The organism is Roseibium sp. R5 (assembly GCF_055755305.1).
On record NZ_CM146910.1, the window covers coordinates 1,244,065 to 1,261,638 of the forward strand.

General features: G+C 57.4%; 14 protein-coding genes. 7 read left to right on the forward strand and 7 right to left on the reverse strand.

What is annotated here, in order from left to right; all coding sequences use genetic code 11:
* Nucleotides 1–41 precede the first annotated feature (41 nt).
* From AC0J4F_RS05675 to AC0J4F_RS05695, 5 genes are all read right to left on the reverse strand, one after another.
* Entirely contained in the window at nucleotides 42–2,879 is a 2,838-nt protein-coding gene (locus tag AC0J4F_RS05675; RefSeq protein WP_473025662.1) for a [protein-PII] uridylyltransferase, read from the reverse strand.
* A 95-nt stretch (nucleotides 2,880–2,974) separates the two neighbouring features.
* Entirely contained in the window at nucleotides 2,975–3,346 is a 372-nt protein-coding gene (locus AC0J4F_RS05680) for a helix-turn-helix domain-containing protein (protein WP_133952829.1), read from the reverse strand.
* A gap of 4 nt (nucleotides 3,347–3,350) precedes the next feature.
* A complete protein-coding gene (locus tag AC0J4F_RS05685; protein ID WP_473025663.1) occupies nucleotides 3,351–3,917 on the reverse strand; it encodes a Smr/MutS family protein in 567 nt (188 codons plus the stop codon).
* 4 nt (nucleotides 3,918–3,921) lie between these two features.
* Nucleotides 3,922–5,013, reverse strand: coding sequence for an MltA domain-containing protein (gene mltA / locus AC0J4F_RS05690; protein ID WP_133952831.1), 1,092 nt, complete (start codon nucleotides 5,011–5,013; stop codon nucleotides 3,922–3,924).
* Nucleotides 5,014–5,128: 115 nt separating this feature from the next.
* Nucleotides 5,129–5,866, reverse strand: a complete 738-nt coding sequence (locus AC0J4F_RS05695; RefSeq protein ID WP_133952832.1) for a Tim44/TimA family putative adaptor protein — start codon at nucleotides 5,864–5,866, stop codon at nucleotides 5,129–5,131.
* Between the two features lie 254 nt (nucleotides 5,867–6,120).
* Here AC0J4F_RS05695 and AC0J4F_RS05700 point away from each other — a divergent pair, with 254 nt between their 5' ends.
* Together AC0J4F_RS05700 and AC0J4F_RS05705 are read left to right on the forward strand one after the other, a co-directional pair.
* Entirely contained in the window at nucleotides 6,121–6,642 is a 522-nt protein-coding gene (locus tag AC0J4F_RS05700; RefSeq protein WP_166672856.1) for an FxsA family protein, read from the forward strand.
* 116 nt (nucleotides 6,643–6,758) lie between these two features.
* Nucleotides 6,759–7,793: an acyltransferase family protein gene (locus tag AC0J4F_RS05705; protein ID WP_133952833.1), complete on the forward strand. Its 1,035-nt coding sequence runs from the start codon at nucleotides 6,759–6,761 to the stop codon at nucleotides 7,791–7,793.
* A gap of 20 nt (nucleotides 7,794–7,813) precedes the next feature.
* Here the strand turns inward: AC0J4F_RS05705 and AC0J4F_RS05710 are convergent, their stop codons facing one another.
* Entirely contained in the window at nucleotides 7,814–8,275 is a 462-nt protein-coding gene (locus tag AC0J4F_RS05710; protein WP_133952834.1) for a hypothetical protein, read from the reverse strand.
* Nucleotides 8,276–8,375: 100 nt separating this feature from the next.
* On the opposite strand from AC0J4F_RS05710, the gene polA reads away from it, so the two are divergent.
* The 4 genes from polA (at nucleotide 8,376) to ftsY (ending at nucleotide 15,126) form a co-directional block, all read left to right on the forward strand.
* A complete protein-coding gene (gene polA, locus AC0J4F_RS05715) occupies nucleotides 8,376–11,348 on the forward strand; it encodes a DNA polymerase I (protein WP_473025665.1) in 2,973 nt (990 codons plus the stop codon).
* A 166-nt stretch (nucleotides 11,349–11,514) separates the two neighbouring features.
* Nucleotides 11,515–12,426 carry a diaminopimelate epimerase gene (dapF, locus tag AC0J4F_RS05720; protein ID WP_473025667.1) on the forward strand — a complete coding sequence of 304 codons (912 nt, stop codon included), beginning with the start codon at nucleotides 11,515–11,517 and terminating at the stop codon, nucleotides 12,424–12,426.
* Nucleotides 12,423–13,691 carry a tRNA (N(6)-L-threonylcarbamoyladenosine(37)-C(2))-methylthiotransferase MtaB gene (gene mtaB / locus AC0J4F_RS05725; protein WP_473025669.1) on the forward strand — a complete coding sequence of 423 codons (1,269 nt, stop codon included), beginning with the start codon at nucleotides 12,423–12,425 and terminating at the stop codon, nucleotides 13,689–13,691. The genes dapF and mtaB overlap by 4 nt, the downstream gene beginning before the upstream one ends.
* 28 nt (nucleotides 13,692–13,719) lie before the next feature.
* Complete coding sequence (gene ftsY / locus AC0J4F_RS05730) at nucleotides 13,720–15,126, forward strand: signal recognition particle-docking protein FtsY (protein ID WP_473025671.1); 1,407 nt, start codon at nucleotides 13,720–13,722, stop codon at nucleotides 15,124–15,126.
* Between the two features lie 32 nt (nucleotides 15,127–15,158).
* On the opposite strand, the gene AC0J4F_RS05735 is transcribed toward ftsY, so the two are convergent.
* Nucleotides 15,159–16,262: a citrate synthase/methylcitrate synthase gene (locus tag AC0J4F_RS05735; RefSeq protein ID WP_473025672.1), complete on the reverse strand. Its 1,104-nt coding sequence runs from the start codon at nucleotides 16,260–16,262 to the stop codon at nucleotides 15,159–15,161.
* Nucleotides 16,263–16,307: 45 nt separating this feature from the next.
* Between AC0J4F_RS05735 and AC0J4F_RS05740 the strand changes: the two genes are divergently transcribed.
* Entirely contained in the window at nucleotides 16,308–17,507 is a 1,200-nt protein-coding gene (locus AC0J4F_RS05740) for a citrate synthase (RefSeq protein WP_473025673.1), read from the forward strand.
* Nucleotides 17,508–17,574: the final 67 nt, after the last annotated feature.

Consider the following 17,574-nt stretch of genomic DNA (forward strand, 5'->3'; position numbering starts at 1 on the left):
CTGGGCTCCAGACACGGTGTACTTCTTTCTGAGATAGCCGCTCAGGACGCCTGACGGCGGACTTTGCGTGCAACCGGTGCAGCCGGATCCAGTTCCACCTGGCCTTCGACAGCAGCTTCTAGGCGTTCGCGAATGATTTCCTGGCGGCCGATATTAGCGATTTTCTGGCCTGTCAGATCGGTCACATAAAATACGTCGACCACTTTTTCTCCGAAGGTGGAAATATGCGCCGAACCGATGTTGAGATTGAGTGTCGCGATGGACCGGGTGAGGTCGTAAAGCAGGCCTGGACGGTCAAGGCCGGACACCTCCAGAACCGTGTAGTCATCGGACAAGGTGTTGTTCAACAGCACTTCACTGGCCACCTTGAAGGCCTTCATCCGGCCTTTCACCGATCCTTTTTTCGCCACCGGTTCCGGGATTCTTTCATCACCGCGCAGCGTTTTTTCGATCAATGCGGTAATGCGCTCGCCGCGGCGGCGTTCGTCATCATCGCCCGGAAGCTCGCGGCCTATGAAAATCGTATCAAGGGCAAAACCGTCTGTTGTCGTGTCGATTTGTGCATCAACGATGTTCGCGCCGGTCGAATAGCAGGCGCCGGCAATCACCGAGAGAAGACGCGGATGGTCCTGCGCCATGATGGTCAGTTCGGTGACCCCCTCGAAAGCGCGCGGCGTCACATCGAATGAGAGTTGTTCGCCATTTTTATCTGCCTTGTGAAGCAGTTCGGCATGGGTCTCCAGCCGGTCCGGTTCTGTTCGTAGCCAATATGCCGGATAATGACGGTTTAAATAGGCCTTCCGGTCTTTGTCCGTCCAATGCCCGAGCCGCGAGACCAGTTCTTCCTTGGCTTGGGTGATGGCTTGACCGTGGGACATCTTGGAATGCCCACCTGTCAGGTGCGGTTCGGTGGCATAGTAAAGTGTCCTGAGCAGCTGCCCCTTCCAGCCATTGAAAACACCCGGTCCAACGGCGCGAATGTCCGCGACGGTCAGGATGAGGAGCAGTTTCAAACGCTCATGAGATTGCACGGTATGGGCAAAGTCGGTGATTGTCTTGCGGTCCGACAGATCGCGCGACTGGGCAATCGTGCTCATGTCGAGATGGTGTTCAATCAGCCAGGCGACAGTTTCGGTTTCCGCTTCGTTCAACCCAAACCGCGGGCAGAGCTTGCGTGCCACCTTTGCGCCGGCAATGGAGTGGTCCTCAGGGCGCCCCTTGGCGATGTCATGCAGGAACATCGTGACATAAAGCAGTTTGCGGTTTTGCAACGTGCGGATCAGGTCCGTGGATAGGGGATGATCTTCGCCAGAGTCGCCGCGCTCGATCTCGGCCAGAACGCCGATTGAGCGGATCAGGTGTTCGTCGACCGTGTAGTGGTGATACATGTTGAACTGCATCATCGCGACGACCTTGCCGAACTCGGGTACGAACCGGCCGAGGACGCCGGTCTCGTTCATCTTCCGCAAGATCTTTTCCGGATGATTGCGCGATGTGAGCACGGACAAAAACAATCTGTTCGCTTCGGGGTCTTTGCGCACATCGTTATTGATCAGTTTCAGCGAATGGCGGATGAGCCGGGTCAGGCGCGGGTGCATGTTGTAATCATGCTTGTCTGCAAGCTGAAACACCCGCAGGAGGTTGACCGGGTCGGTCTCAAAGATGGTGTCCGCAGTCACACTCAGCCGGTTGTTTTCAACAACGAAGCCGGGTGCACCCTTGACCGGTTGCGGCGCGTTGTTGTCCGCCCGGCCAACACGAAAACGCCGCATGATGCCCGAAATGCCGCGCCCGCGCGGGTCTTTCACATGTTCGTCTTCCAGGGCGGCACACAGAATGCGCGTCAGGTCACCAACTTCTTTGGCGATCAGGAAGTAGTGCTTCATGAAGCGCTCGACATCCTTCATGCCTGGATGCTGGGTGTAGCCGAGCCGCACTGCGATCTCGCGCTGGACATCGAAAGACAGCCGCTCTTCCGGGCGGCCGGTCAGGAAGTGCAAGTGGCACCGGACTGCCCACAAAAAGTCTTCGGCGCGCTTGAAACGGCTCGTTTCTGACCGGTTCAGAACGCCGATCTTTACCAGTTCTGACTGGCTCGACACCTGGTAGTGATATTTGGCAATCCAGAACAGGGTGTTCAGATCCCGAAGGCCCCCCTTGCCCTCCTTGATATTCGGCTCGACAAGATAGCGGGACGTGCCTTGGCGGCGGTGCCGTTCGTCCCGTTCCTGCAGCTTGGCCGCAATAAACTCGGAGCTGGTGCCTTCCACCACTTGCTTTTGGAAACGGGCAACGAGGTCCTCGAACAGCTCTTCATCGCCCCAGATGTGGCGGGCTTCCAGAATGGCCGTGCGGATCGTCATGTCCGCCTTTGACAACCGGATGCACTCGTCGATGTTGCGCGTTGCGTGGCCGACCTTGAAGCCCAGGTCCCAGAGCATGTAGAGGATGTACTCAACGATCTGCTCACCCCAAGGTGTCTGCTTGTACGGCAGGACAAACAACAGATCGATATCGGAACCAGGCGCCAGTGTACCGCGTCCGTATCCACCAACTGCGACGACCGACATGCGTTCGGCTGCCGACGGGTTCTTGATCCGGTAGACGTGGTAAAGCGCGAAATCGTAGATAACCCGGATGATTTCATCCTGGATGAAAGACAGGCGCTGGGCGCACAACAGTCCGCCACCATCATCGGCGAGTTTGTCTTCGGCAATTTTCCGGGCATCCCGAACTGCGGTTTTCAGCTCGCCCAGAACGGCGTTGCGGACCTTGGGATCAGACCCCTCACCATCGGTCGCCTCAGTCAGCGCTGTCAGGCGCGTCCGCAGCGCATCGGCATCGATCAATCCGGAGTGGTCGTCTTGGGTGGATGTCATACCGATCTCAAACTTCCAAAATAGGTCATTGCCGAATTGTGGCGCGCGCGGTTTATAGCGCCTTGATAATAAGGACGTGTAAATACCGATGCACGTCAGATGTCGTCTTTTACGGCGGCAACGCGCAGTTGGTGCAGCAGCCCTTCGAGAGAGGCATCGGAAAGGCCGCCGATTTTCAGCGCGAGTTGATTGGCAAGTTCCGTTGCCTTGGGGTTCATGCCGGCAGTGTCGATGGTGATCCGCGGGTCGGAGAGCTCAGCAAGCCGCTGGATTTCCTCAGCTTCATCCCAGATCACGTTGAAGTAGGCAATGATCCTTTGCACCAAGAACCAGGTTGGTTTGCCGCGCTTGCCATGTTCCAGCGCAGATAGATAGGCACTGGAAACGGACAGGGCCGCTGCCATTTCTTTCAGGGAAACACCCTGTTTTGCTCTGAGTTCACGAATTTTGGCCCCAAGAGGTGTCACGTTCCTACCTGCGTCTTCTTATTCGCACATAAAGCGCGCCGGATCCGCCATGGGTCGTGTGGGCTTCTTCGTAGCCGACGACAAGGTGGCGAACATCCGGCATTGCCAGCCATTGCGGTACCATTCTGCGCAAAATTCCGCGTTCGTCCATATAGGCATAGCCGGGCCCGCCGCCTTTGCCGGTAATCACCAGCACGACCTTGTGTCCGCGCGCCTGGGCTTCATAGAGAAACCCGCGTAAGCGGTCATGGGCTCTGTCCTGCGTCAGGCCGTGCAGGTCGATCCGGGCGTCGATTTGTTTGACACTGCGCACCAGCTTCTTGCGGTACCGGTGCTCAAGCTGCCGCAATGGTGGCGATGCCACAGGTTTCGCCGGTTCTGGTGGATGAATTGCGGTTGATGTTTTCGGAGATTTTGCAGCCGCCTTGGGTGTTGCATCTATGAACTGTTCCAGCTCTGCCATTTGAGCCTTGGCGCGCTCTGTATCAAGCGGTGTCGCTGTTTTGGCGACCTTACCCCAGAGTTCCCGGTCTTCGGGAGACAGCATGCCCTTTCTGCCGCGCTTGCTCATGCCGTCAGTTCCCGAGGCCAGTTGAGCGCCTGGGCAGCAACACAGTAAAGGTGGCTCCATGCCGGATCTCACCGGCAATGCGTCCGGCATCGTCTCCGGAGCCGACAAAGATGTCGCCTCGGGATTGACCCCTGATTGCAGAACCTGTGTCGTCGGCCACCATCAGGCGGCGGTATTGCTGACCGGGTTTCTGTGGATCTTCAAACTCCGTGGAGACAAAGACAGGAACCCCATACGGCATGGCGCTGTCGTCAATTGCCAGACTTCGACCGGGCACAAGAGGTAGCCTTGCTGCGCCGATCGGCCCTTCGTTTGGTGCAGCTTCAGTGACTTCCCGGAAGAAGATATAAGACCGGTTTTCCTTGAAAAGCGGGTCCCGGTCATCCGGGTTTTGTTCCAGCCAGCGGCGCAAGCCGGACATCGTGAAATCTTCCGGAGTGCCTTCACCGCGCTGAACCAAAAGCCGGGCTATTCCGGTGTAGGGGTGCCCGGTTTTTCCCGCATACCCGACCCGCATCGTCGAGCCATCAACGAGTTTCAAGCGCGCGGAGCCCTGGACATGGATGAAGTAGGCGTCGATCGGGTTGCGAAGCCAGATCAGTTCCAGACCCTCGCCATCAAGGGCGCCATCCATGATGGCACCGCGGTCGGGCATTTCGGTCACCTGGCCGTTGATCCTGCGGCCATGTGTCAGGTGAGTTGGCCAACCAGTCGGACGGGCCTTTGCTGGCACGTGAACGAGCCCATCGGGTTTTTTCAGAAGGGGCACGTTGAATTCGGCCGTTTTTTCCCGGGACGCGGCCACCTCAGGTTCGAAATACCCGGTCACGAACCCGGGCGCTCGAACCTGAAATGGCGCGAAATGGGTTTCAAAAAACGAACGCGCATCCTTTGACGCTTGCGCCGCCTTGCACAGCGCGTTGCGATGGTCTTTGGAAAGCTGGAATGGTCCCCGGTTTGCAACTGACGGCGCACCAGACCCACAAAACCGCTTGAACGCAACGAGTGCGTCCGCGTGCCGGTCTGTTGACCAACCGCTGAGATCGGCGAATTGGACTGGTATAAGATCGGCAGATCGGATCGGGCCTTGCGCCATGGCAGTTAAAGGTCCTGCAACAAAAAGAGACGCGGCAAAAGCCGCGCCCTTAGATACTATTGCCAAACCAGACGGCCGCGTTGATCCGCGCATGCCTGCCGGGGCACTCACGAATTTACTCGGCGGATTCGGTCGCGACCAGCTTCCAGTTCGGATCCCGCGTAGCGGTGTCACGGGCGAAGGTCCAGATATCAATGACTTCCGTCACTTTAGCGGGGTCACCATCAACAACTTCGCCGCCTTTGTCGCGTGTTGCTGAGATCAGCTGGCTATGGATCCGGACAGTAACCTGTGCGGTGGTGTCCTTGAGGGCCGCTTCCACGATTTCGGCTTTGTCGATGCCAACGAACGTGGATTCAATTGTTTCGCCGCGTTTTTCACGATCGTCAATCGCAGCGCTAAAGCCTTCAAACACGTCACGGGACAGAAGATTTTTGAGAGCCTTCTTATCGCCATCGGCAAACGCCATTACGATCATTTCGTATGCGGCTTTTGCACCTTGCAGGAAAGGTTCCGGCTCGAAGCTTCGGTCAACGGACAGGATTTGCTTCAGCGCGTTGTTCAGTGCAGAGCCAGCCGGTGCGACCTTGTCGATGACCACTTCACCATCTTCTTCCTGCCGCGCCGGAGCCATGTCGTCGTAACCGTCCGGCGATTGTTGCCCCTGATGCGGCAGCGGAATGACATTGTCCTGGCCGTTGGCCTGACCATTTTGCTGCTCCGGCTTTGAGTACGGGTCAAACGGTGGTCGTTCCTCGCCGGTGCGTTTGCCGAGAACAGAGCGCAACCGGAACAAAATGAACACCGCCAGTCCAAGAAGCAGCAGATTTAGGGGATCAAAAATTTCATTCATCTTCTATTCCGGCTACCCTTTCAGAGGCTGGTAGGCTGCCTCTGACTTGTTTTGCAAGGCCCGTGCGACGCACGTTTAGGTCAGATATGTTCTATTTAGTGGGTTCTTCAACCAGCATCCAGACCCAAGAGCAAGACTGAATTTGATCGAAGTGCACATTCCTTGCGACCGGCCGCTCGCATTTTTGTGACAGAGTGTCTACATCTTTGGGTCAGATAGTACAGATTTCCACCCTACCAGACGATGGAGCCTCCGTGGGACTTTATATCATAGCAGGCATTATACTCCTGCCTCTGATCGAAATCTCGGTTTTCATTTGGGTTGGCGAGCTTCTTGGGGTTCTGCCGACGATCCTTTTGACCGTGCTGACGGCCATGGCCGGTACGCTCATGCTGCGTCAGCAGGGGCTGTCGCTTTTGATGCGGATGCAGAAGGAGCTCGATGGAGGACGAGCGCCGGGCAACGAGGTCATGCAAGGCGCCATGATTGTGCTGGCGAGTATTCTGCTTTTGATCCCGGGGTTTGTCACGGACGCCATTGGTTTGCTGCTGTTTATTCCGCCGGTCCGCGAAAGTCTTGCGAAGTTCATCATCGCGCGCTCCAATGTTGTGATCATGGAGGGTGGAACCATGCGTCCGCGGAACGAGGATGGTGTTGTGGATCTCGATGAGGAAGACTGGAAAGAAACCAACCATGGCCCGGATGCCGGAAGCCAAACGTCCGGTCAGCCGCGCATCAGTCCCTGGAACGATGGGTCGGAAAAACCGAACTCATAGATTGTTTGCCATTTCCGCAAAAAATCACCGAAACGTGACTTTGCTTTATGCGTAATTTTTACCAGTTGCGCGCTAGACCTGCCCGGATTGGAGATTTCCGAAGCAGGTAAACGGTCATGGTACAGGCTCCGCGCGTTGATTGGGTAGATACGGCAAAAGGCATTTGCATCGTCTTTGTCGTCATGATGCACGCCGTGCTGGGTGTTGAAGCGGCCGCTGGTGAAACCGGCTGGATGCATGCGGTTATCGCCTTTGCCGCGCCCTTCCGGATGCCGGACTTCTTTCTGATCTCCGGTCTTTTCCTGTCAAATGTCATCACGCGGGATTGGAAGCTCTATCTCGACCGGAAAGTCGTTCATTTCGCTTACTTTTATGTGCTCTGGATGACCATTCAGTTTGCCGTCAAGGCGCCGGTCTTTGCCGGTGAAATGGGCTGGGCGGGAGCTTTTCAGTTCTATCTGGTTAGTTTCTTTCAGCCCTTTGGAACGCTGTGGTTCATCTACATGCTGCCGATCTTCTTTGTCGTGTGCAAGTTGGCGCATGACAAAGGCGTGCCCTGGCAAGTGATGCTCGGGATTGCGGCGCTTTTGCAGATCGCACCGATCCATACCGGCTGGCTTTTGGTTGATGAGTTCGCATCGCGTTTCGTTTATTTTTATGCCGGCTACATTTTCGCGCCGAAAATCTTTGAGCTTGCAGAGTGGGCACGGGACAGGGTCTCTCTGAGCTTAGCGCTCCTGCTCGTCTGGGGCGCCATCAACGGTGGTCTGGTCTTTATCGGCTGGTCTGAATTGCCACTTGTGTCGCTGGCACTCGGAGCAGCCGGCGCGGGTGCGATCATTCTCACCAGCGCGCTCATCGTCAAAGCCGGCAGCATGGACTTCCTGCGCCACTTCGGCGCGAACTCCATCGTGATCTATCTGGCGTTCTTCTTCCCGATGGGCCTCACGCGGGTGATCCTGCTGAAACTCGATATTCTTGATGTTGGCACAGTGTCGCTGATCGTCAACATCGTCGCCGTCATTGCGCCGGTGATCCTGTTGTGGGTCATCCAGAAAACCGGCATTGGCTGGTTCTTGTTCAAACGGCCGGAATGGGCCTATCTCGGCGGCACCTATGGCCGGAAAACGGCCCCGCAAGCGGCGGAGTGACGGGAGTAAAATCGCACGCTTCAAGCCTTAGTCTTAGATGCCTTGGCCCTTTTGAGCCTAGATGCATTGCGATATGGACCGAACAAAAAGCGGTCTAGAAAAAACAAGCAAACAAAAAGAAGCATAGCCACAGGGCCGATCTTACTAATGAGATCATAGCTATCGTTCTTGATTGCCATGAACACAAAGATCGAAATAGCCATAAATGCAGCCGATAAAGCGCGGTATGAATACGCTTTAATCAGAGATATCCACTCCCGGTCAGACCTAGTTTCTTCGAGCTTTTCGATCATAACGGCGTACCTGTCCAACACGCGATATATCGCAATCCATAAAAGGGACAGGACAAGAACGGTGGATGCCGTGGTGAATTCAAATGTTTTTATGTCGAGCAAGAAAACATAGACGCCCGAAGCAACGATGATAGACAATCCAATATCGCTTTTTGATAAAGGCGCAGGAATTGATGCGGTTTTATTCATCAAATTTCGTCCATTAATTGTATGTTTTTAAAATACACCCATTCTGGAATTTTTAAATAGACTATTGCTCAACAGCGCGTTCAAGGGCATCGTCCGCGCCATGTCGACACAAGAAACTTCCGCTGCTCTCACCGCTGACGACCACCTGATCCTGGTTGATGGCTCGACCTTTATTTTCCGCGCCTATCACGCGCTGCCGCCTTTGACGCGCAAGCCCGATGGCTTGCCGGTTGGTGCCGTCTCCGGCTTCTGCAATATGCTGTGGAAACTGTTGCAGGAAGGCCTGACCCCGGAAGAAGGCGATGAGCCGACCCATTTCGCGGTGATTTTTGACCATTCCGCACAAACGTTCCGGTCCGACATTTATCCGGAATACAAGGCGCAGCGCCCGCCCCCGCCGGAAGACCTGGTGCCGCAATTCGGCCTGATCCGGGAAGCCACGCGCGCGTTTTCCACACATTGCATCGAGCAGGAAGGCTTTGAGGCAGACGACCTGATCGCGACCTATGCCCGGCAAGCCGCCGAACAGGGCGCGCGCGTGACCATTGTGTCCGGCGACAAGGACCTGATGCAGCTGATCGGCCCGAAGATCGGCATGATCGACACGATGAAAAACAAGACTTTTGGGGAAGCGGAAGTCTTTGAAAAATTTGGCGTTGGCCCGGACAAGGTGATCGAGGTGCAGTCGCTCGCCGGCGACAGCGTCGACAATGTGCCGGGCGTTCCGGGCATCGGCCTGAAAACCGCAGCGCTCTTGATCAATGAATTCGGCGATCTGGAAACGCTGCTGGAACAAGCCGAAACCATCAAGCAGAAGAAGCGCCGGGAAAACCTGATCGAATTCGCCGACCAGGCCCGCGTCTCCAAACAGTTGGTGACGCTCAAACAGGACGTGCCGGTCGAAATTCCGGTTGCAGATCTTTCGGTTTGTGACATCGACGGGCCGAAGGCCATCGGCTTCTTGAAGGCGATGGGCTTTTCGACACTCACCAAACGCGTTGCGGAAGTGACTGGAGCGGATCTTGCCAATGTAGAGGCATCCGACCTTGAGGTTCCTGGCTGGGATGTGCCAGACCACAAGGGCCGGATGATGGACCGCCCGGGCGGCATGGCCGCGCCTGATACAGACAGCAGCGGTGCCGGCGAAAAAACTGCGCCGGACGGACTGATGGTGCCGCAGACCGTGGCAGATGAACGTGCGGCCAGGATCGGCGCGATGCCGGTTGATTCCAGTGTCTATGAGACCGTCACAACGCTGGAACAGCTGCAGCCCTGGATCGATGCGGCCTATGAAAAGGGCTATGTCGCCTTTGATACGGAGACCACCTCGCTTGATGCCATGCAGGCGGAACTTGTCGGGATTTCACTAAGCTGCGAACCGGGCAAGGCCTGCTACATCCCGCTGACCCACAAGGACGGGGAAGGCGATCTTTTGGGTGGCGGCGGTCTGCTGCCAAACCAGATCCCGATGGACGACGCGCTGAAAGCGCTGAAGCCGATGCTGGAGGACCGCGGCGTTCTGAAGATCGCGCAGAACCTCAAATACGACTGGCTGGTGATGATACGCCATGGCGTTGATGTCGGCCCTTATGACGACACCATGCTGCTGTCCTACACCGTGGATGCGGGCAAAGGCGGCAATGGCATGGACGAGCTTTCGGAACGCTGGCTCGCTCACAAGCCGATCCCGTTCAAGGAAGTCTGTGGCTCGGGCAAGTCGATGATCACCTTTGACAAGGTGGCGATCGACAAGGCAACTGCTTATGCCGCCGAGGATGCCGATGTCACCTTGCGCTTGTGGCTGATTCTGAAACCGCGGCTTGCCAGCGATCACATGGCAACAGTCTACGAGACGCTGGAGCGGCCGATGGTGCCGGTGCTGGCGCGGATGGAAAGGCGCGGCATTTCCGTCGACCGCCAGATGCTCTCCCGTCTGTCCGGTGATTTTGCCCAAGGCGCGGCTGCGCTTGAAAGCGAGATCTACGAGCTTGCCGGCGAAACCTTCAACGTCGGTTCACCGAAACAGCTCGGCGATATTCTGTTCGGCAAGATGGGTCTTCCCGGCGGCAAGAAGACGAAGACCGGGGCCTGGTCGACCTCGGCGCAAGTTCTGGAGGATCTTGCCGCCGAAGGTCATCCGCTGCCGTCGAAAATCGTTGAATGGCGGCAGCTGTCAAAGCTGAAATCTACGTACACGGACGCCTTGCCGGGTTACATCAACCCGGAAACAAAACGGGTGCACACGTCCTATTCACTGGCGGCGACAACCACCGGACGGCTGTCCTCCTCAGAGCCGAACCTGCAAAACATACCGGTCAGAACAGAGGCTGGCCGCAAGATCCGCCAGGCCTTTATTGCTGAAAAGGGTCAGAAGCTGATTTCGGCCGACTACAGCCAGATCGAGTTGCGTGTGCTCGCTCACATGGCAGATATTCCGCAGCTGAAAAAGGCCTTCGAGGACGGGCTCGACATTCACGCGATGACGGCAAGTGAAATGTTCGGCACACCGATCGAGGGCATGGACCCGATGGTCCGCCGTCAGGCCAAGGCCATCAACTTCGGCATTATCTATGGCATTTCCGCCTTCGGCCTTGCCAATCAGCTGGGAATCTCACGCGGCGAGGCGGGCGACTACATCAAGACCTATTTCGAGCGTTTCCCGGGCATCAAAGAGTACATGGAAGCGGTCAAGAAACAGGTCCACGCGGATGGTTATGTCACCACGATCTTTGGCCGCAAGGCGCATTATCTGGACGTGAACACCAAGAACCCGAACATGCGCAACTTCTATGAGCGGGCGGCGATCAACGCGCCGATCCAGGGCTCTGCGGCCGATATCCTGCGCCGTGCCATGGTGCGTATGGAAGATCGCCTGGCCGCTTCAAAGCTGGACGCGCAGATGTTGCTTCAGGTGCATGACGAACTGATCTTCGAAGTGCCGGAGGATCAGGTTGAGGCGACCATCCCGCTCATCAAGGACGTCATGGAAAACGCCTGCGATCCTGCGCTGAAATTGTCAGTGCCGCTCCAGGTCGACGCCCGCGCCGCCGACAACTGGGATGAAGCGCACTAGGGACGCACGACAGTTCAGCACTGCCATGCCGTCATTGCACATCTGCACTGCGAACCCTTTGGGGGGGAGAGATCTGGTAATTTCTTCACAAATCCGCCATATAAGGCGGACTATGGCGATGAAATGCGCCTGGATCTCAACACCCAAAAGATAAAGTGCACCCGGTATGGCGTCTGAAACCAGACCCTTTTTGAAGATGAACGGCCTTGGCAATGATTTCGTGGTCTGGGACGCGCGGGAAAAACCGCTGCGCCTTACCAAGGATCAGATTGCCAAATTGGGCGATCGGGAGCATGGCATCGGCTTTGATCAAATGATCACGGTTGAGCGGTCCACGTGTGGTGTCGATGCCTTCATGCGGATTCACAACAGTGATGGCGGTCAGGTCGACGCCTGTGGCAACGCCACGCGCTGCATTGGTCGCCTCCTAATGGAAGAAAGCACCAAGGATCTCGTCACAATCGAGACCAATGCCGGTCTTTTGAATGCCTTTGACGCTGCCGGTCTGCGAAATGTGACCGTCGACATGGGCAAGCCGCGCCTCGATTGGGATCAGATCCCGTTGGCTGAAGAGTTTGCCGATACACGGGCGATCGAACTGCAGATCGGGCCGATCGATGAGCCCATCCTGCACACACCGGCCGTGGTCAACATGGGCAATCCGCACGCGATCTTCTGGGTCAAGGACGTCGAAGCTTACGATCTGGCGCGGGTTGGCCCGCTTCTGGAGCGTCATCCGATCTTTCCGGAAGGCGCGAACATCTCGCTGGCGCATGTTTTCGATGACAACCAGATCCGTGTGAAGGTCTGGGAACGCGGGGCAGGTCTAACCCTTGCCTGCGGCACAGCCGCGTGTGCTGTCGGGGTTGCAGCCGCGCGAGACGACAAGACTGAACGTAAAACCACCATTCACCTGCCCGGCGGCCCGATCGGCATTGAATGGCGGGAAAGGGATGGTCATGTGCTGATGACCGGCCTGACGGAAGTTGAATTCGAGGGTGAGGTTGACCTCGAGACGCTCACCTGGCGCAAGACGGCCGGCGGAGACGCGCCCCTGGAAGCTGGGGCCGCGTCATGACCATCGACGTCGTAACTTTTGGCTGCCGGCTCAATTCCTACGAGTCGGAGGTGATGAAGCGTGAAGCCGAGGCCGCGGGTCTCAAGAACGCCATCCTGATCAACACCTGCGCGGTGACGAATGAAGCCGTGCGCCAGGCGCGCCAGGCCGTGCGCAAGGCCAAGCGCGACAATCCGGACGCCAAGGTCATTGTTACCGGCTGTGCGGCGCAAACCGAGACCGATACGTTTTCGGAGATGACCGAGGTTGATCTGGTTCTCGGCAACACCGAGAAGCTGGAGCGCAAGTCTTACGCCGATGTCGCCGCCTTTGGTGTTTCCGAAACCGAGAAGGTGCGCGTCAACGACATCATGAGTGTCGAGGAAACGGCCGGTCACCTCATCGATGGCTTGACCGGCCGTGCCCGTGCCTTCGTTCAGGTCCAGAACGGTTGTGATCACCGCTGCACGTTTTGTATCATCCCCTATGGCCGCGGCAATTCGCGTTCCGTGCCGATGGGCGTTGTGATCGATCAGATCAAACGGCTGGTTGACAACGGCTACAACGAAATTGTCCTGACCGGCGTCGATATCACGTCTTACGGCGCGGATCTGCCGGGCGAGCCGAAGCTCGGCACTTTGACGGCCAAGATCCTGAAGATGGTGCCGGATCTCAAGCGGTTGCGCCTGTCCTCGATCGATTCCATCGAGGCGGATGAGGATCTGATGCAGGTGATCGCCGATGATCACCGCTTGATGCCGCATTTTCATTTGTCCCTGCAGGCGGGCGACGACATGATCCTGAAGCGGATGAAGCGGCGCCATCTGCGCGCCGATACGATCAAATTCTGCGAAGATGTCCGCAAGATGCGCCCGGATGTGGTGTTTGGCGCCGATATCATCGCCGGTTTTCCGACAGAAACCGAAGAGATGTTCTTGAATTCGCTCAAGATCGTCGACGAATGCGGTTTGACACACCTCCACGTCTTCCCGTTTTCACCGCGGCCGGGAACACCGGCCGCGCGCATGCCGCAGCTTGACCGGAGCATCATCAAGGAACGCGGCGCGCGTCTGCGCGAAAAAGGCGCGGAAGTTCTTGCACAGCATTTGGCGATGGAAGTTGGTAAGGTCCGGCCCGTTCTCATCGAGAAAGAAGGCCTTGGCCGCACGGAACAGTTCACCCAGGTTGAACTTGCAGGCGGAATAGCCGGAGAGATTGTCGAAACGAGAATTATCGGCCATACCGGACGCCATCTACTGGGCGAAGCCCTTTCCAAGGCGGCTTGAGCGGCGGCCGAGTTTTTAAGGCGGATTTATGAGCGAGAAGAAGCGCGGGTTTTTTGGGCGGCTCTTTGGCGGCAAGGATGCGCCGGACGAGCCTGAAACCCCAGCTGTTGATGCGCTAGAGGAAGCTTCTACAGCTGCGGAAATGCCGGACGAAACGCCGACCCCGGTTGAGATGGAAGTTGCGCCCGTTGCCGCACTGGGCAGCGAGCCCACTGTCCTGTCTGCACAAACCGGCCCGGATTTGTCACCGCAGATCGCACCAACCGTTCCGCCTGTGCTGCCTGAGGTCGATATGTCGGCTGATCTTGGTGCAGATGAAAAAGAACCCGACCTTCCGGACGCACCAGTTGAAAGCCCTTCGGACGAAACAGCGACCGAAGAGGCGCCGGAAGTTCTGGAACCCGTCGAGACGATCAAACAACCGGCGGAGATCGAACCGGACGCAGAGCCATCTGCACCCGCCGTACCGGTCGTGGCAACGTCTGCTCCTGCACCCGTTGAGGAAGAAAAACTCTCCTGGTTCCAGCGGCTGAAAAAGGGTCTTTCACGGTCCTCTTCCGCATTGACGGACGGCATTTCGTCCATCTTCACCAAGCGCAAGCTTGATGCTGCGATGCTCGAAGAGCTGGAAGATATCCTGATTCAGGCGGATCTCGGCGTTGATACGGCGATGGCAATCACAGAGCGCCTGTCCGATGGCCGCTATGACAAGGAGATTTCACCGGAAGAGGTTCGTGAGATCCTCTCAGAGGAAGTCGAGAAGGTTCTGGCACCTGTCGCCGAGCCGCTGGATCTGAATTCGGGCAAAAAACCGCACGTGGTCTTGATGGTCGGCGTCAACGGCACCGGCAAGACCACCACCATCGGCAAACTCTCCAAGAAGCTGCGCGAAGAGGGCAAGACGGTCATGCTGGCCGCTGGCGACACATTCCGCGCGGCTGCTGTCGAACAGCTCAAGATCTGGGGTGAGCGCACCGGCGCTGAAGTCATTGCCCGCGACACCGGCGCAGATGCGGCCGGCCTTGCCTTTGACGCCATGAAGGAAGCGACCGAAAAACAAGTCGATGTTCTCCTGATCGACACCGCCGGCCGCCTTCAGAACAAGGCCGAGCTGATGGATGAACTGGAAAAGGTCATCCGCGTGATCAAGAAACATGACCCGGACGCGCCGCACACCTGTCTCCTCACCCTGGATGCGACAACAGGGCAAAATGCGCTCAATCAGGTCGAGATATTCGGCAAGGTCGCAGGCGTCACCGGCCTTGTCATGACCAAGCTGGACGGCACGGCCCGCGGCGGCATTCTGGTGGCCATTGCCGCCAAGCATGGCCTGCCGGTCCACTTCATCGGGGTTGGTGAAGGCGTTGAGGATCTCGAGCCATTCTCGGCCAAGGATTTTGCCTCAGCTATTGCAGGCTTGGCTCAACTGATCTGACGAACCGTCCGGCAGTGCCGGGCGGGCTTACGTCACGCCGGCTTTGGGCCAACGTACAGGGACTCCGGGCGGATCAGTTTTCCGGTTGCCTGCTGTTCCATGACATGCGCGCACCAGCCCGGCGTTCGCCCAACGGCAAAAAGTGGCGTGAACAGCGTGCGGTCTATACCAATCGCATCAAGCAGGACTGCTGTATAAAACTCAACATTGGTATCCAGCGCCCGGTCCGGCTTGGCCTTGCGCAGAGCGGTCAAGGCGGCTTCTTCGATCTTTTCGGCAAGGCTAACTTTTGGATTTCTAGCCTGAAGTGTTTTGAGGCCTGCCTTCAAGACATCTGCGCGCGGGTCCCGTGTTCGGTAGATCCGGTGCCCAAACCCCATCAAACGCTCCTTGCGGTTCAAGGCTTTGGAAATCCAGTCTGCTGCGTTTTCCGGGGCTCCAATGGCATCAATCATATCGAGCACCGGTCCCGGTGCGCCGCCATGAAGCGGGCCGCTCAAGGCCCCCATAGCGCCAAGCACGGCTTGTTTCATGTCGGCTTCCGTCGAGCCTATGACCCGGGCGGTGAATGTTGACGCGTTCAATCCGTGATCCAGAATGGTGACCAGATACCGGTCAAGCGCAGCAATGTGCTCTGCGTCCGGCTCCTCGTCTCCCATCATGCGCAACAGATCTTCCGCTGTCGTGAGGTTCGGATCTGGTGCGATCGGGTGTTCACCTTCAGAAACACGGAAGGCGGCTGCAAGAAACACCGGCAGGGCACCGCTGATTGTCACGGCTTGCGGGCGGCCCGGAGCAAGGGGCAGAGCGGTAAGGCCGACTTGCATCCGTTCATAGATACTCAGCTTTTCGGAAGACGCTTCGATCAACGGCGCACTGGAAAAAGCGGCTTCACGGGCCGCGCCCAATGCCTTTTTGATTTCATCGACATCGCAAAAGACATAACTGTGCCAGAGATGAAGGATGGCGTCCTCGAACCAGACATTGCCGGCGAGGTCTTCGATCCGTTTGCCGCGCAGAACCAGCTGGCCGTTCTGACCATCCACATCGCTCAGGCCTGTGTGGGCCGCGACAACACCTTCCAGACCTGAGGCCGGGTCTGCGGTCAGGGTTCCGGGATCGGGCGCTTTTGTCATGATCATCTCCTTTTTCTCGAAAGCACCTAAGAAGAAGTCATTGCATTGATCAATCTTGATAAATACAATCAATATATGAACACGCCGATCTATCTCTCCGCGAAAGAAGCTGCCGCTGAACTCGGCGTTCAGCCGGCCACCCTTTATGCCTATGTCAGCCGAGGGTTGATTGAGTCTGTCGCCGGTCCGGGAAAACAAAGGCGCTACGATGCCGCTGACGTGCGCCGTCTTAAGGGCCGGAGAACGACGGAGGAGGTCTCCGGAAGCCGCCCGTTAACCGGTGACCCGGTGCTGGAAACCGAGCTCACGATGATTTCTCAGGAGGGCGCTATCTACCGTGGGCGTCCGGCTGTTGATCTAGCCGAAAATGCCACTTTGGAAAGCGTCGCCACACTTCTTTGGGATTGCGATGATGATCCCTTTGCCGAACCTGCGCCCTTTGCGCCGCCCGAACTCCCCGATGGGCTCGGGCCGCTGGACAGGGTGATGATGGCGCTGGCAGCCTGGCCCCTGCAGGACCGGGCAGCCCATACGCAGGCCGTAAAACTGCTGCGGACAAAAGGGGCTGCTCTGTTGCGCTACGGTGTTGCCGCTCTTCTCGAAACCGAACCGAAAACCCTCCCCGTTCACACCCAGATCGCGCAGGCCTTTGACGTTTCATCGCGCGCAAAGAACCTGATCCGGGCGGCGCTCGTTCTTTCTGCCGATCATGAACTGAACACAAGCACCTTCGCTGCGCGCTGCGCAGCATCTACGCGGGCGCCTTTGCATGCGGCGCTCCTGTCCGGACTTGGTGCGTTCACGGGACCACGCCATGGCGCGGCGTCCGGCCGGGCGAATGCCTGGATGGCCGAAATCGATGCGGATACGGATGTTGAGGCCTTGATTGCCGACCGGCTGGGACGCGGTGAAACCCTTCCAGGGTTCGGCCATAAGATTTATGTCGACAAGGATCCGCGCGGCCACTGGCTGATTACAAACCTCATGGCTTCAGAACCGGATCATCCCTTCGTCCAGAAATTGCCGGCAATCCTGAAGGCAGGCCATGACCTCTTTGGCCTCTTTCCCAACATCGACTTTGCGCTCGCCGCCATGCAGAAGGCCTATGATTTGCCGAAAGACAGCGGCAAGATCATTTTCTGCGCCGGGCGGATGGCCGGTTGGATTGCGCACGCGTTGGAACAATATGGCGCGCAAGAACAGATCCGGCCGCGCGCAACCTATGTCGGAATTCGCGATAGTTGATGGCTATTCGATTGAACAGGTGCCGTTGACGCGGCTAAGCTTTTAAAATTGTTGGGTTCGCCGGAGC

Excerpts from the sequence above, each read along its gene's own strand:
- AC0J4F_RS05675 (WP_473025662.1), bottom strand. The coding sequence starts at position 2,879 with ATGACATCCACCCAAGACGACCACTCCGGATTGATCGATGCCGATGCG.
- AC0J4F_RS05685 (WP_473025663.1), bottom strand. The coding sequence starts at position 3,917 with ATGAGCAAGCGCGGCAGAAAGGGCATGCTGTCTCCCGAAGACCGGGAA.
- mltA (WP_133952831.1), bottom strand. The coding sequence starts at position 5,013 with ATGGCGCAAGGCCCGATCCGATCTGCCGATCTTATACCAGTCCAATTC.
- AC0J4F_RS05695 (WP_133952832.1), bottom strand. The coding sequence starts at position 5,866 with ATGAATGAAATTTTTGATCCCCTAAATCTGCTGCTTCTTGGACTGGCG.
- AC0J4F_RS05705 (WP_133952833.1), top strand. The coding sequence starts at position 6,759 with ATGGTACAGGCTCCGCGCGTTGATTGGGTAGATACGGCAAAAGGCATT.
- AC0J4F_RS05710 (WP_133952834.1), bottom strand. The coding sequence starts at position 8,275 with ATGAATAAAACCGCATCAATTCCTGCGCCTTTATCAAAAAGCGATATT.
- polA (WP_473025665.1), top strand. The coding sequence starts at position 8,376 with ATGTCGACACAAGAAACTTCCGCTGCTCTCACCGCTGACGACCACCTG.
- dapF (WP_473025667.1), top strand. The coding sequence starts at position 11,515 with ATGGCGTCTGAAACCAGACCCTTTTTGAAGATGAACGGCCTTGGCAAT.
- mtaB (WP_473025669.1), top strand. The coding sequence starts at position 12,423 with ATGACCATCGACGTCGTAACTTTTGGCTGCCGGCTCAATTCCTACGAG.
- ftsY (WP_473025671.1), top strand. The coding sequence starts at position 13,720 with ATGAGCGAGAAGAAGCGCGGGTTTTTTGGGCGGCTCTTTGGCGGCAAG.
- AC0J4F_RS05735 (WP_473025672.1), bottom strand. The coding sequence starts at position 16,262 with ATGACAAAAGCGCCCGATCCCGGAACCCTGACCGCAGACCCGGCCTCA.